A 12654-nucleotide genomic window follows, 5' to 3' on the forward strand; every position below is an offset into this window, starting at 1 on the left:
GTGGAAGTGGCGGAGGCCGAGGTGCGGGGGTGAGCCCACTGTCGGCGGGGCGGCTGAGGCGGGGTCTGCCGGGAACGGCGCGGTTGAGGGCGCAGGGCGGGCCGATCGGCGCACTGGGTGGCCGGACAGGGGGGGCGGCCCTATCGGGAGATGGGAGGCGCGATGGGAGGTGGGCCCGTCGGGAGACGCGACGCTGCGGTGTGGAGCGGGCCCCAAGGGAGACGCGAGCCTGCGATGCGGAATGGGCTCACCCGGAAACGGGGCTGGGATGCGTTGGGGTCGGCCGATCGGTACATGTGGGGCGAGACGCGGGCCCGTCCCTGTGTACCCGCTGTGCGAGACGCGGGCCCCTCCTTCCGTACCCGGGGTGTGCGATGTGCAGCCGGCCCTCGGTACACGGGGCGTGAGATGTGGGGCCGGCCCACCGGGGAACCGGGGAGCCGGGACGTGGGGCGGGTCGGCGGGACATGGTGCCGAGGTGCGGTGCCGGGGCCATTAGGATCGGCGTCCTGATGACTGCCACCCTCGTCGCCAAGGACCTCGCCGCCGGGCACGGCGACCGCTCCCTCTTCTCCGGGCTGGACCTCGTCGTCGCGCCCGGCGACGTGATCGGTCTCGTCGGTGCCAACGGCGCGGGCAAGTCCACCCTGCTGAAGCTGCTCGCCGGACTCACCCCGCCCGAACAGGGCGAGCTGAGGCTGTCCCCGCCGGCCGCGACCGTCGGGCATCTGCCCCAGGAGCCGGAACGCAGGCCGGGAGAGACCGTCCGGGAGTTCCTGGCCCGCCGTACGGGGGTCGCCGAGGCCCAGCGTGTCATGGACGAGGCCACCCAGGCACTCGTGGACGGGGCGCCCGGCGCCGACGACGCCTACGCGATCGCCCTGGAGCGTTGGCTCGGCCTGGGAGGCGCCGATCTCGAGGAGCGCGCGCAGGACGTCGCCGACTCGCTCGGCCTGGCCGTCGACCTGGACCAGCCCATGACCGTGCTGTCCGGTGGCCAGGCGGCCCGCGCGGGCCTCGCCTCGCTCCTGCTGTCCCGGTACGACGTCTTCCTCCTGGACGAGCCCACCAACGACCTCGACCTCGACGGCCTGGAGCGACTGGAACGCTTCGTCACCGGCCTGCGCGCCGGCACGGTCGTCGTCAGCCACGACCGCGAGTTCCTCACCCGCACGGTCACCAAGGTCCTCGAACTCGATCTGGCACAGCGGCAGATCAACCTCTTCGGCGGCGGCTACGGCGCCTACCTGGAGGAGCGCGAGGTGGCCCGTCGGCACGCGCGCGAGGACTACGAGGAGTACGCCGACAAGAAGGCCGCCCTCCAGGAGCGCGCGCAGACGCAGCGGGCCTGGATGGACAAGGGTGTGAAGAACGCCCGGCGCAAGGCCGGCAACGACAACGACAAGATCGGCCGCAAGTTCCGCAGCGAGGCCAGCGAGAAGCAGGCGGCCAAGGCTCGGCAGACCCAGCGCATGATCGAGCGCCTGGAGGTGGTCGAGGAGCCGCGCAAGGAGTGGGAACTGCGCATGGAGATCGCCGCCGCCCCGCGCTCCGGAGCGGTCGTGGCGACCCTGCGGGACGCCGAGGTCCGGCGCGGCGACTTCACCTTCGGACCGGTGTCCCTGCAGATCGACTGGGCGGACCGGGTCGCGGTCACCGGGGCCAACGGCGCCGGCAAGTCCACCCTGCTGGGCGCGCTGCTCGGTCGTGTCCCGCTCGACTCGGGGCACACGGCGCTCGGCTCCGGCGTCCTGGTCGGCGAGGTGGACCAGGCCCGCAAGCTCTTCCACGGCCCCGAGGCCCTGCTGGACGCGTTCTGCGCGGCCGTCCCCGACACCGAGCCGGTCGACGTCCGCACCCTGCTCGCCAAGTTCGGCCTGAAGTCCGGCCACGTCCTGCGCCCGGCCGCGACCCTCTCCCCGGGCGAACGCACCCGCGCGGCCCTGGCGTTGCTCCAGGGCCGGGGAGTGAACCTCCTCGTCCTGGACGAGCCGACGAACCACCTCGACCTGCCCGCCATCGAACAGCTGGAGTCCGCCCTCGACTCCTATGAGGGCACCCTGCTCCTGGTCACCCACGACCGGCGCATGCTGGACGCGGTCCGGGTGACCCGGCGGCTGGAGGTGGCGGACGGCAAGGTGACGGAGCGGTAGGGACACGGCCCCGCGCCCCTTCGGGCGCTGCCTGCCGGCCTACGGGTGGCGCGCGGCGGCCTCCTTCGCCGCTCGCTCGACCCGGCCGAGGTGCTCCGGGTCGTGGGGCGCGACATTGAGCCCGTCCGGCCGCTGTCCCACCGCCCCGTCGATCAGTTCGCGCACGATGTCGGCGTGGCCGGCGTGCCGCTGGGTCTCGGCGATCATGTGGGTCATGCTCCGGTGCAGCGTCGTCTCCCTCGGCGCGCCCGGCACCCGGCCGAGCGCGTCCAGGGACAGCGACGCGATCGTCTCGTCCGAGTGGGCGCAGGCCCGCCGGTACAGGCCGACGATGTCCGCACGGGACTCGTCGGCCCGCGCCCAGAGGTCCGCGTCAGGCTCCGCGTCGCCGCCGATCCACAACGCCGTACCGGCGAAGGGCCGGCCGAAGGCCCTGCCGAAGTACAGTGCCTCGGCGCCGGCCAAGTGCTTGACCAGGCCCAGCAGGTTGGTGCCGGTGGGGGTGAGGGGGCGCCGGATGTCGTACTCGGGCAGGCCGTCCAGCTTCCACAGCAGTACGTCGCGGGCGTCCTGGAGATACACCCGGAGGTCGTCCTTCGGATCCGTCATGGCGGCAGTCTGCCGGTCCGGTGATCGGTGCCGCTCGGACTTTTCCGTGCGCCGGGGGCCGGAGCCGCGTGGCTCCGGCCCCCGGTCGGTCAGCGCTTCTTCGGGTCCAGCAGCCCCGCGCGGCGCAGTGCGTCGGCCATCGCGCTGTTGGCGGGCGGCGCGGCCTGGCGGCCGCCCCGGTCGCCGCCGCGGCCCTCACGCCGGCCCTGGCCGCCCCCCTGCCGCTGCTGGGGCGGCCGGGGGCCGCCGCCGCGCTGCTGACGGCCGCCGCCCTCTCCCTGCGGCGCGGCCTCGTCGTCCAGGCGCAGGGTCAGCGCGATCCGCTTGCGCGGGATGTCCACGTCGAGGACCTTCACCTTGACGATGTCACCGGGCTTGGCGACATCGCGTGGGTCCTTGACGAACGTCTTGGACATGGCCGAGACATGCACCAGGCCGTCCTGGTGGACACCGACGTCCACGAAGGCGCCGAACGCGGCCACGTTCGTCACCACGCCCTCCAGGATCATCCCGGGGGACAGGTCGGAGATCTTCTCCACGCCCTCCTTGAAGGTGGCCGTCCTGAACGCGGGACGCGGGTCGCGGCCCGGCTTCTCCAACTCCTTCAGGATGTCCGTCACGGTCGGCAGACCGAACGTGTCGTCCACGAAGTCGGCGGGCTTCAGCGAGCGGAGCACGCCGGTGTTGCCGATGAGGGAGGCGACCTCCTGGCCGGTGGTCTTCACCATGCGGCGGACCACCGGGTAGGCCTCGGGGTGCACGCTGGAGGCGTCCAGCGGGTCGGCGCCGCCGCGGATGCGCAGGAAGCCCGCGCACTGCTCGTACGCCTTCGGGCCGAGCCGCGCCACCTTCTTCAGCTCCCCGCGGGAGGTGAAGGGGCCGTTGGCGTCCCGGTGCGCGACGATGTTCTCGGCGAGACCGGAGGAGATGCCCGACACCCGCGAGAGCAGCGGCACGGACGCGGTGTTGACGTCCACGCCGACGCCGTTCACACAGTCCTCCACGACCGCGTCCAGCGAGCGGGACAGCTTCACCTCGGACAGGTCGTGCTGGTACTGGCCGACGCCGATGGACTTCGGGTCGATCTTCACCAGCTCCGCCAGCGGGTCCTGCAGCCGCCGGGCGATGGAGACGGCGCCGCGCAGCGACACGTCCATGTCCGGCAGCTCCTGCGAGGCGTACTGCGAGGCCGAGTACACCGACGCGCCCGCCTCGGACACCATCACCTTGGTGAGCTTCAACTCCGGGTGCCTGGTGATCAGTTCACCGGCGAGCTTGTCGGTCTCGCGGGAGGCCGTGCCGTTGCCGATCGCGATCAGCTCGACGGCGTGCTCCTTGGCGAGCCGGGCCAGCTTGGCGAGGGCCTCGTCCCACTTGTTCGCCGGGACGTGCGGGTAGATCACGTCCGTGGCGACGACCTTGCCGGTCGCGTCGACCACGGCGACCTTCACGCCCGTACGGAAACCGGGGTCCAGGCCCAGCGTCGCGCGCGTGCCGGCCGGGGCGGCCAGCAGCAGGTCGCGCAGGTTCGCCGCGAAGACGTTCACCGCCTCGTCCTCGGCGGCCGTCCGCAGCCTGAGGCGCAGGTCGATGCCGAGGTGGACGAGGATGCGGGTGCGCCAGGCCCAGCGGACCGTGTCCGTCAGCCACTTGTCGGCGGGGCGGCCCCGGTCGGCGATCCCGAACCGGTGCGCGATGGTGCCCTCGTACGAGGAAGGCCCCTCCGTGGCCTCCTCCGGCTCCAGGACGAGGTCCAGGACCTCCTCCTTCTCGCCGCGCAGCATCGCCAGGATCCGGTGCGAGGGCAGCTCGGTGAACGGCTCGGCGAAGTCGAAGTAGTCGGCGAACTTCGCGCCCGCCTCCTCCTTGCCGTCCCGCACCTTCGCCGCCAGCCGCCCGCGCACCCACATGCGCTCGCGCAGCTCGCCGATCAGGTCGGCGTCCTCCGAGAACCGTTCGGTGAGGATGGCCCGCGCGCCCTCCAGAGCGGCCTGCGGGTCGGCGACGCCCTTGCCGTCGTCCACGAACGCGGCGGCGGCCGCCAGCGGCTCCACCGTCGGGTCCCCGAGGAGGCCCTCGGCCAGCGGTTCCAGGCCGGCCTCGCGCGCGATCTGCGCCTTGGTGCGCCGCTTGGGCTTGTACGGGAGGTAGATGTCCTCCAGCCGTGCCTTGGTCTCGGCATCGCGGATACGGGCCTCCAGCTCCGCGGTCAGCTTGCCCTGCTCGCGCACCGACTCCAGGATCGCCGCCCGCCGCTCCTCCAGCTCCCGCAGATAGCGCAGCCGCTCCTCGATCGTGCGCAGCTGCGCGTCGTCGAGCATCTCGGTCGCTTCCTTGCGGTAGCGGGCGATGAAGGGCACCGTCGAACCGCCGTCGAGCAGTTCCACCGCGGCCTTCACCTGCCGCTCCCGTACGCCGAGTTCCTCGGCGATCCTGCCTTCGATGGATCCTGCTTCGATGGACCCGGGTGTCGTCACGATCCCGTACCGCCTTCTCCACTGAGGTTGCGCGGCAATTGTGGCAGGTGACACCGACAACCGGGGATCAGGGCGGCACCCCGGCGGGCCGCCCGGCCGTTTCTCCGGTTCGGCTCCCGCCCGCGCTCGACGAGGCCCCGCCGAACGCAACCGGCTCTCATGCCCGTGATGGCAGAAAAGGTGGGAAAGCCGTCATTGCGGCCATGCGCCCGGCGGCGAAGAATCGAGGCCATGACGCAGCGCATCGAGGGCAGGGCCCGGCGAACCCTCCTCTTCGTCCTCTTCGACGGCGTCCAGAGCCTCGACGTCACCGGGCCGCTCGAGGTGTTCACGGGCGCCGAGAAGCACACCCCGGGCACGTACCGGATCCGTACGGCCTCCCTGGACGGCGGCCCGGTGCGCACCTCCAGCGGCCTGACCCTCGTACCCGACGAGGCGCTCACCGCCGCCGCCGACCCGCACACCCTGCTGGTGCCCGGCGGCGAGGGCACGCGCGATTCCGATCCCCGGCTGATCGCCTGGCTGCGCGCCCGGGGACCGCGTGTCCCGCGCCTGGTCTCGGTGTGCACGGGCGCCATCCCGGTCGCCGCCGCCGGTCTCCTCGACGGCCGCAGGGCGACGACCCACTGGGCCTACTGCGACAAGCTCGCCCGGGACCACCCGGCGGTCGCCGTGGATCCGGAGCCCATCTACGTCCGGGACGGCCCCGTCGCCACCTCGGCCGGGGTGACCTCCGGTATCGACCTGGCCCTCGCCCTGGTCGAGGAGGACCTGGACCGGGACGTCGCGCTCGCCGTCGCCCGGCACCTGGTGGTCTTCCTGCGCCGGCCCGGCAACCAGGCACAGTTCAGTGCCCAGCTCGCCGCGCAGACCGCGCAGCGCGCACCGCTGCGGGAGGTCCAGCGCTGGATCACCGAGCATCCGGCGGGCGATCTGACCGTCGACGCGCTCGCCGCCCGGGCCCGCCTTTCACCGCGCCACTTCGCGCGTGCCTTCCGGGACGAGACCGGCATGACCCCCGGCCGCTATGTCGGCCGGGTCCGCCTGGAACACGCCCGCCGCCTGCTGGAGGACACCACCGACACCATCGAGGAGGTCGCCCGCGACAGCGGCTACGGCACCCCCGAGGCCATGCGACGCGCCTTCGTGAAGGCCCTCGGCACGGCCCCGGCCGAGTACCGCCGCCGCTTCCGCCCGGCCACGGCCCACTGAGCCGGCCGTCACCGACGGAGGCTCACAGCCCGTGATCGGCGACTGTGGCTGCCCACTGACTCCGGCCACGGCGGAATCGCGGACATCGTGCCGCGCTCGCCCGCCCGCCTGATCACGGAGGCTCGTGCCCGCTCAGCCCCCCACACCGCTTCGACCACCGAAGGGACCCACCATGCAGATCGCCATGGTCGTCTACGACCGTTTCACCGCCCTGGACGCCGTCGGACCCTACGAGATCCTCTCCCGGCTCCCCGGCGCCGAGACCGTGTTCGTCGCCGAGCGCACCGGTCCCGTGCGTACCGACACCCGGGCGCTCGGAGTCGTCGCCGACCGGTCGCTGAGCGAGGTCACGCGGCCCGACGTCGTGGTCGTACCGGGCGGGCCGGGGCAGAGCGCGCTGATGGAACACCGGCCCCTGCTGGACTGGCTTCGCGCCGTCGACGCCACCAGCACGTGGACGACCTCGGTGTGCACGGGCTCGCTGCTGCTGGCCGCCGCCGGCCTCCTCGACGGGCGCCGCGCGACCTCGCACTGGCTGGCGCTCGACCAGCTGGAGCGGTTCGGCGCCGAGCCGGCGCAGGAGCGGGTGGTGTCGGACGGGAAGTACGTCACCGCAGCCGGTGTCTCCGCCGGCATCGACATGGCCCTCACCCTGTCCGGCCGCATCGCCGGTGACGAACACGCCCAGGCCGTCCAGCTCGCCACGGAGTACGACCCGCAGCCGCTCTACGCCGCCGGGGCCCCGCACAAGGCCCCCGCCCACCTCGTCGAGCGGTTGCGCGCGCGGAGCCCATTCATCCTGAGGTAGACACGCTCCAGGTGAAGTTCGGCCGGCGGCGCTCCAGGAACGCGGCGACCCCTTCGGAGGTGTCGGGGTTGCCGCGGGCCTGCTGCGCCCAGTGGGCGTCCCGGTCGGTGCGGCCGCCCGCGAACTCCTTCGCGGCGGCCTGGGTGAGCTGGGAGCGCGAGACCAGGATCCGGGCCAACTCCGCCACCCGTTTGCCCAGTTCGCCCTCCGGCAGCACCTCGTCCACCAGCCCGGTGGCCAGCGCCCGCCCGGCATCGATCAACTCGGCCGTGAACAAAAGGTACTTGGCGGTGGCCGGACCCACCAGCGACACCAGCCGACGGGTCGAGGAGGCCGGATAGACGATGCCGAGCCGCGCCGGTGTCACCCCGAACAGCGCGCCCTCCTCCGCCAGCCGCAGGTCGCAGGCCGCGGCGAGCTGTGCCCCGCCGCCCACACAGTGTCCGCGCACGGCGGCAACGGTCGGCTTGGGGAACGCGGCGAGCGCCTCCTCGGCGGCCACGGCGAGTCCCTGCGCCTCCCCCGGGGAGCCCTGGAGCGTGCTGATGTCCGCGCCCGCACAGAAGGTCCCGCCCTCACCCGTGAGCACCAGCGCCCGTACGCCGGGATCGCGCGCCAACTCCTCCAGCAGCGGCGGCAGGGCCCGCCACATCGCGGCGGTCATGGCGTTGCGCTTGGCCGGGTTGCGGATGACGAGGGTGGCGACAGCGCCTTCGACGTGGTGCGACAGCTGGGGCTCCATGCCCGGATCGTATCGGGGGCTCCGATCGGTACGGAGAGCGCGGGCCGGCAGATGCGGTGCGTTACGAAACACGGTCAACGGGGACAAAAGTGGAGGGGGTGCCGAACGGTGTGGACCGAGGAGGTCGCCATGGCCAGGGCCGGTGCACGCAGGGACAGCGCGACGAGACTCCACCGCGGCTTCAGCTGGCTCGCCGCGCTCGGTGCGCTCCTCGTGCTCGCCGGGATCGTCGGACTCGTCTACACCGCGGCCGCCACGCTCACCTCGATGCTGCTGTTCGGCTGGCTGCTGCTGATCGGCGGCATCGTGGGGCTGCTGCACGCGATCCAGGCCCGCGGCACCAGCTTCTTCTGGCTCGGTGTCATCGTCGCCGCCCTGAACATCGCGGCCGGCATCGTCGTCATCCGCCTGCCGCACGCCGCGGCCGCCGCACTCACCATGTTCGCCGCGCTGCTGTTCCTCTCCGCGGGCTTCTTCCGGCTGGTGGGCGGCCTGGTCGTGCGCGGACCGCAGCTGGGCTGGACCCTGCTGCTCGGCGCCTTCGACCTGCTGCTCGGGATCCTGGTCCTCGGTTCCTGGCCGAGCAGCAGCCAATATGTCATCGGCGCCTTCATCTCGCTCGCCCTGCTCTTCGACGGCCTCGGCCTCGTGGCCACCGGCTACGGCGGGCGCCGTATCGTCGGTCTCGTCTCGGAAGAGGGGCAGCCCAAACCCGTACGACCCGACTAGTTCGCGAACCGGCGTCCGGGCGACAGGAACAGTCCCACACGTGACCGTGTCATACGCACTCGGTCAGAAACCGTCCGATACCCGCTGACTTGTGTTCAGGCCTCCGGACCGGGGCGGTTCGTTACCAACACTCGACGTGTGGTGACAATCGAGCGCGAGGGTGGCGACCGGACGATGGACAACCACGGGCGCGGTGACGGGCCGTGCCCAGCGGGGGGCGCCGAACGGCCGCCCGATCCACTGCCGTACGAAGGCGTCTGGCGGTTCACGGCCGCCGCGGTGGACGCCTCGGTCCCGCAGGCCCGGCACGCCGTACGGGACCTGCTGCTGCGCCAGGGCGTGCCGGTCTCCGACGAGCTGGTGTACGGCCTGCTGCTGATCGTCTCCGAGCTGGTCACCAACGCGGTACGGCACGCGGCGCTGCTGTCGCCGATGCTGGCCGTGGAGATCGCGGTCGGAGCCGAGTGGGTACGGGTGTCCGTGGAGGACAACCACCCCTACCGTCCGACCGCCCTGGAGGCCGACCACGGTCAGACCGGCGGCCGGGGCCTGCTCCTGGTGCGCGAGGTGGCGCGGGAGGCGGGTGGGACGGTCGACGTCGAGCACACCGCGAGCGGCGGCAAGGTGATCTGGGCCGCCCTCCCGCTCAAGCCCATGACGCTGCCGTAGAGCCGCCTCGGAGTCGCAGGGCCGCGAGACTGCCGAACCGCGCGGGCCCGGGAGGCTGCCGAACCGCCCGGGACGGCCGACGCTGTCGCAGCACGGCAGGCCCCGCGGAGCTGCTACGGCCGCGCAGGCCGACGGGACCGCTGAACCGCTCGGGCCCGCCGCCGTGGTGGCGCTCCGGACCCGCAGTGCTGTCGTGGACGGCTCACCAGCCCGCGGCCGGGCCCGTCAGCTCCCTGATCGCCGGACGGGCCGCGTCCAGGACGGTCATGAACCAGGCCGAGAAGGGGTCGCGGGCGTGCCGCTCGGCGAGCTCGGCGGCCGTCACGAACGCGGTCCGGCCGACCTCCTCCGGGTCGGGCGCGAGCGGCGCCTGCACCAGGCCGACGAACAGGTGGTTGTACTCCTGCTCGACCAGGCCCGAGGCCGGGTCCGGGTGGTTGTAGCGGACCGTGCCCGCCTCCGCCAGCAGTGAGGGGGACACGCCGAGCTCCTCGAACGTGCGCCGGGCCGCGGCGGCGAACGGCGCCTCGCCCGGGTACGGGTGGCCGCAGCAGGTGTTGGACCACACGCCGGGGGAGTGGTACTTGCCGAGTGCCCGCTGCTGGAGGAGCAGCCGGCCCTGCTCGTCGAAGAGGAACACCGAGAACGCGCGGTGCAGCTGCCCCGGCGGCTGGTGGGCGGCGAGCTTCTCCGCCGTGCCGATCGTCACACCCTTCTCGTCGACCAGTTCCAGCAAAATCGCCTCTGCAGTGCCATTCGACGAGCTGTGCGTCGCGGTGGCAGGTGTGATCGGCATACCCATCCTTCGCCTCGGTCTTCGCACCCCAAGTCTGCCGTACGAATCCGGCACTCCCGGCACTTCCCCGCACGTCGCGCGCGGCGCGGCGCCGGAAGGCGGACCCGGTAGATCATCGTGCCCGATCCGGAGATCACGGAACCGTCCACGACGGGTGTCGAACACCTGTGTGCATCGTCAGTGGCACAGCCGCGCCTCGTGCTCGGCGTGCCCGCTCGGCTCCAGCTGGAAGGTGCAGTGCTCCACGTCGAAGTGGTCGCCGAGGCAGCCCTGCAGTTCGTGCAGCAGCTTCTCGTGGCCGATGGCGCTGAGCACGTCCGAGCTGACCACCACATGCGCCGAGAGCACCGGCATCCCGGAGGTGATCGTCCACGCGTGCAGGTCGTGTACGTCCTCCACGCCGTCCAGTGCCAGGATGTGCGCCCGCACCTCGGCCATGTCGACGTTCCTCGGGGCCGCCTCCAGCAGCACGTCCAGCGTCTCGCGCAGCAGCTTCAGCGTCCTCGGCACGATCATCACGCCGATGACGAGCGAGGCGACCGGGTCGGCGCCCTGCCAGCCCGTGGTCAGGATGACCGCCGCCGAGACCAGCACCGCGAACGAGCCCAGCGCGTCGGCGGCGACCTCCAGGAAGGCGCCGCGCACGTTCAGGCTCTCCTTCTGCCCACGCATCAGCAGGGTCAGCGAAATCGAGTTCGCGACCAGGCCGATCAGGCCGAACACGATCATCAGGCCGCCGCGGGTCTCCGCGGGCGTCGCGAACCGCTGGACGGCCTCGTACAGCACGTATCCGCCGACCCCGAGCAGCAGCACACAGTTGGCCAGGGCGGCGAGGATCTCGGCGCGGGCGTAGCCGAAGGTGCGGTTCGTGCTCGGCGGGCGGTTGGCGAAGTGGATCGCCAGCAGGGCCATGCCGAGGCCCACCGCGTCGGTCGCCATGTGCGCCGCGTCCGCGATCAGCGCCAGCGAGTCCGCGGCCAGTCCGCCGACGATCTCCACCACCATGATCGTGAGCGTGATGCCCAGCGCGATCCGCAGCCTGCCCCGGTACGCCGCCGCGGCCGTACCCGTCGGCGGCGCATGGCTGTGCGCGTGCCCGTGGTCGTGCCCTGCCCCCATGACATCCGCCCTTCCTCATCCGTCCGGCAGGGCCCAGTGAACTACGGGTGGGGGGTATGGGGCAACGCGGTACTGAACACCGTTGTCATGTGCCCTGACCTGCGGAAACGTTCCGCAGGTCAGGGTGGGTCCAGCTCCTCCGTACGGCCCCTCGGGTACGGCTCGACCGCGCGGCTCACCCGCCGTGGTGCAGCTGCCAGCCCCGCCAGGCCGACTCCACCATCTCGCGCACCCCGCGCCCGGCCCGCCAGCCCAGTTGCTCTGCGGCCCGCTCGGCGGAGGCGACCGCGCGCGGCGCGTCCCCCGGCCGGCGCGGCTCCACCAGTGGCTCCCGGCGGTCGCCGGTGACCTCCCCGATGACCGTGATCAGCTCGCGCACCGAGACACCCTCGCCCCGCCCGATGTTCAGCGTCAGATCGCCGGACGCAGAACCGCCGGCGAGCCGGTGCGCCGCGGCGAGGTGGGCCTCGGCGAGGTCGGCGACGTGGATGTAGTCCCGGATGCAGGTGCCGTCCGGCGTCGGATAGTCGTCACCGAAGATCCGCGGGGCCTCGTCGCGGGTGAGCCGGTCGAAGACCATCGGCACGATGTTGAACACGCCGGTGTCCGCGAGTTCCGGCGCCGCCGCGCCCGCCACGTTGAAATAGCGCAGGCACACCGTGGAGATTCCGTGCGCCTTTCCGGCCGCCCGCACCAGCCACTCCCCGGCCAGCTTGGTCTCGCCGTAGGGGTTCACCGGCGCGCACGGGGTGTCCTCGGTGATCAGGTCCACGGCCGGGTTGCCGTACACCGCCGCCGACGAGGAGAACACCAGCCGCCGGATCCCGGCCCCGGCGACCGCGTCCAGCAGGGTGGCGAGGCCGCCCACGTTCTCCCGGTAGTAGCGGGTGGGCTCGGCCACCGACTCGGCCACCTGCTTGCGCGCCGCGAGATGGACGACGCCCGTGACGCCGTAGTCCGCGAAGACCCGCTTCAGCAGCTCACCGTCCAGCGTCGAGCCCCGGACGAGCGGGACGTCCGCGGGAAGCCGGGCGGGCACCGCCGCCGACAGGTCGTCCAGCGCCACCACGCGCTCCCCGGCGCCGGCCATGGCCCGTGCCACATGCGCCCCGATGTATCCGGCACCGCCGGTGATCAGCCACGTCATGGTCGTCCACCCTATGTCCTGTGCCAGGTGTCCCGGTTGCCCGATTCTGTGCCGGCGGGTTTGTGGGTCGGGCCCCGGATCACCGATGATGATCGCGGCAAAGGCCGGGGCAGCCGTCGTGGGCCGGGCCGTGAACGGCCGGTGAACACGGGCTTCCGTGCATCGGATAGCCTCTGCCGACATGCCGCCCGGG

At 72.6% G+C, this 12654-nt stretch carries 11 protein-coding genes; 5 read left to right on the forward strand and 6 right to left on the reverse strand.

Features of this window, described 5'->3' with window-relative positions; genetic code table 11:
• Positions 1-512: 512 nt before the first annotated feature.
• Entirely contained in the window at positions 513-2153 is a 1641-nt protein-coding gene (locus ACFYZB_RS10560; protein WP_388756690.1) for an ABC-F family ATP-binding cassette domain-containing protein, read from the forward strand.
• Between the two features lie 39 nt (positions 2154-2192).
• Here the strand turns inward: ACFYZB_RS10560 and ACFYZB_RS10565 are convergent, their stop codons facing one another.
• Both ACFYZB_RS10565 and ACFYZB_RS10570 read right to left on the reverse strand, forming a co-directional pair.
• Positions 2193-2762: a DinB family protein gene (locus tag ACFYZB_RS10565; RefSeq protein ID WP_388756693.1), complete on the reverse strand. Its 570-nt coding sequence runs from the start codon at positions 2760-2762 to the stop codon at positions 2193-2195.
• An 89-nt stretch (positions 2763-2851) separates the two neighbouring features.
• Positions 2852-5239: a Tex family protein gene (locus tag ACFYZB_RS10570; RefSeq protein WP_388756696.1), complete on the reverse strand. Its 2388-nt coding sequence runs from the start codon at positions 5237-5239 to the stop codon at positions 2852-2854.
• A gap of 231 nt (positions 5240-5470) precedes the next feature.
• Between ACFYZB_RS10570 and ACFYZB_RS10575 the strand changes: the two genes are divergently transcribed.
• Together ACFYZB_RS10575 and ACFYZB_RS10580 are read left to right on the forward strand one after the other, a co-directional pair.
• Positions 5471-6451: a GlxA family transcriptional regulator gene (locus ACFYZB_RS10575; RefSeq protein WP_388756699.1), complete on the forward strand. Its 981-nt coding sequence runs from the start codon at positions 5471-5473 to the stop codon at positions 6449-6451.
• Positions 6452-6623: 172 nt separating this feature from the next.
• A complete protein-coding gene (locus ACFYZB_RS10580) occupies positions 6624-7259 on the forward strand; it encodes a DJ-1/PfpI family protein (RefSeq protein ID WP_388756702.1) in 636 nt (211 codons plus the stop codon).
• On the opposite strand, the gene ACFYZB_RS10585 is transcribed toward ACFYZB_RS10580, so the two are convergent.
• Positions 7246-8001: an enoyl-CoA hydratase/isomerase family protein gene (locus ACFYZB_RS10585; protein ID WP_388756705.1), complete on the reverse strand. Its 756-nt coding sequence runs from the start codon at positions 7999-8001 to the stop codon at positions 7246-7248. The two genes, ACFYZB_RS10580 and ACFYZB_RS10585, sit on opposite strands and share 14 nt — an antisense overlap.
• A 129-nt stretch (positions 8002-8130) precedes the next feature.
• On the opposite strand from ACFYZB_RS10585, the gene ACFYZB_RS10590 reads away from it, so the two are divergent.
• Positions 8131-8730 (forward strand): HdeD family acid-resistance protein, encoded by a 600-nt coding sequence (locus ACFYZB_RS10590; protein ID WP_388756708.1) that lies wholly within the window; start codon positions 8131-8133, stop codon positions 8728-8730.
• A 174-nt stretch (positions 8731-8904) separates the two neighbouring features.
• Positions 8905-9399: an ATP-binding protein gene (locus tag ACFYZB_RS10595; protein ID WP_388757418.1), complete on the forward strand. Its 495-nt coding sequence runs from the start codon at positions 8905-8907 to the stop codon at positions 9397-9399.
• Between the two features lie 202 nt (positions 9400-9601).
• Here the strand turns inward: ACFYZB_RS10595 and idi are convergent, their stop codons facing one another.
• The 3 genes from idi to galE form a co-directional block, all read right to left on the reverse strand.
• Positions 9602-10195, reverse strand: a complete 594-nt coding sequence (gene idi, locus ACFYZB_RS10600) for an isopentenyl-diphosphate Delta-isomerase (RefSeq protein ID WP_351212244.1) — start codon at positions 10193-10195, stop codon at positions 9602-9604.
• 177 nt (positions 10196-10372) lie between these two features.
• Positions 10373-11314 carry a cation diffusion facilitator family transporter gene (locus tag ACFYZB_RS10605; protein WP_388756712.1) on the reverse strand — a complete coding sequence of 314 codons (942 nt, stop codon included), beginning with the start codon at positions 11312-11314 and terminating at the stop codon, positions 10373-10375.
• Between the two features lie 175 nt (positions 11315-11489).
• Positions 11490-12461, reverse strand: coding sequence for a UDP-glucose 4-epimerase GalE (galE, locus tag ACFYZB_RS10610; protein WP_388756715.1), 972 nt, complete (start codon positions 12459-12461; stop codon positions 11490-11492).
• Between the last annotated feature and the right edge of the window lie 193 nt (positions 12462-12654).

The sequence above is a fragment of the Streptomyces sp. NPDC001852 genome (assembly GCF_042891825.1).
Classification (GTDB): domain Bacteria; phylum Actinomycetota; class Actinomycetes; order Streptomycetales; family Streptomycetaceae; genus Streptomyces.

Coding starts and splice junctions, on each gene's coding strand:
- ACFYZB_RS10560 (WP_388756690.1), top strand. CDS start 513: ATGACTGCCACCCTCGTCGCCAAGGACCTCGCCGCCGGGCACGGCGAC.
- ACFYZB_RS10565 (WP_388756693.1), bottom strand. CDS start 2,762: ATGACGGATCCGAAGGACGACCTCCGGGTGTATCTCCAGGACGCCCGC.
- ACFYZB_RS10575 (WP_388756699.1), top strand. CDS start 5,471: ATGACGCAGCGCATCGAGGGCAGGGCCCGGCGAACCCTCCTCTTCGTC.
- ACFYZB_RS10580 (WP_388756702.1), top strand. CDS start 6,624: ATGCAGATCGCCATGGTCGTCTACGACCGTTTCACCGCCCTGGACGCC.
- ACFYZB_RS10585 (WP_388756705.1), bottom strand. CDS start 8,001: ATGGAGCCCCAGCTGTCGCACCACGTCGAAGGCGCTGTCGCCACCCTC.
- ACFYZB_RS10590 (WP_388756708.1), top strand. CDS start 8,131: ATGGCCAGGGCCGGTGCACGCAGGGACAGCGCGACGAGACTCCACCGC.
- ACFYZB_RS10595 (WP_388757418.1), top strand. CDS start 8,905: ATGGACAACCACGGGCGCGGTGACGGGCCGTGCCCAGCGGGGGGCGCC.
- idi (WP_351212244.1), bottom strand. CDS start 10,195: ATGCCGATCACACCTGCCACCGCGACGCACAGCTCGTCGAATGGCACT.
- ACFYZB_RS10605 (WP_388756712.1), bottom strand. CDS start 11,314: ATGGGGGCAGGGCACGACCACGGGCACGCGCACAGCCATGCGCCGCCG.
- galE (WP_388756715.1), bottom strand. CDS start 12,461: ATGACGTGGCTGATCACCGGCGGTGCCGGATACATCGGGGCGCATGTG.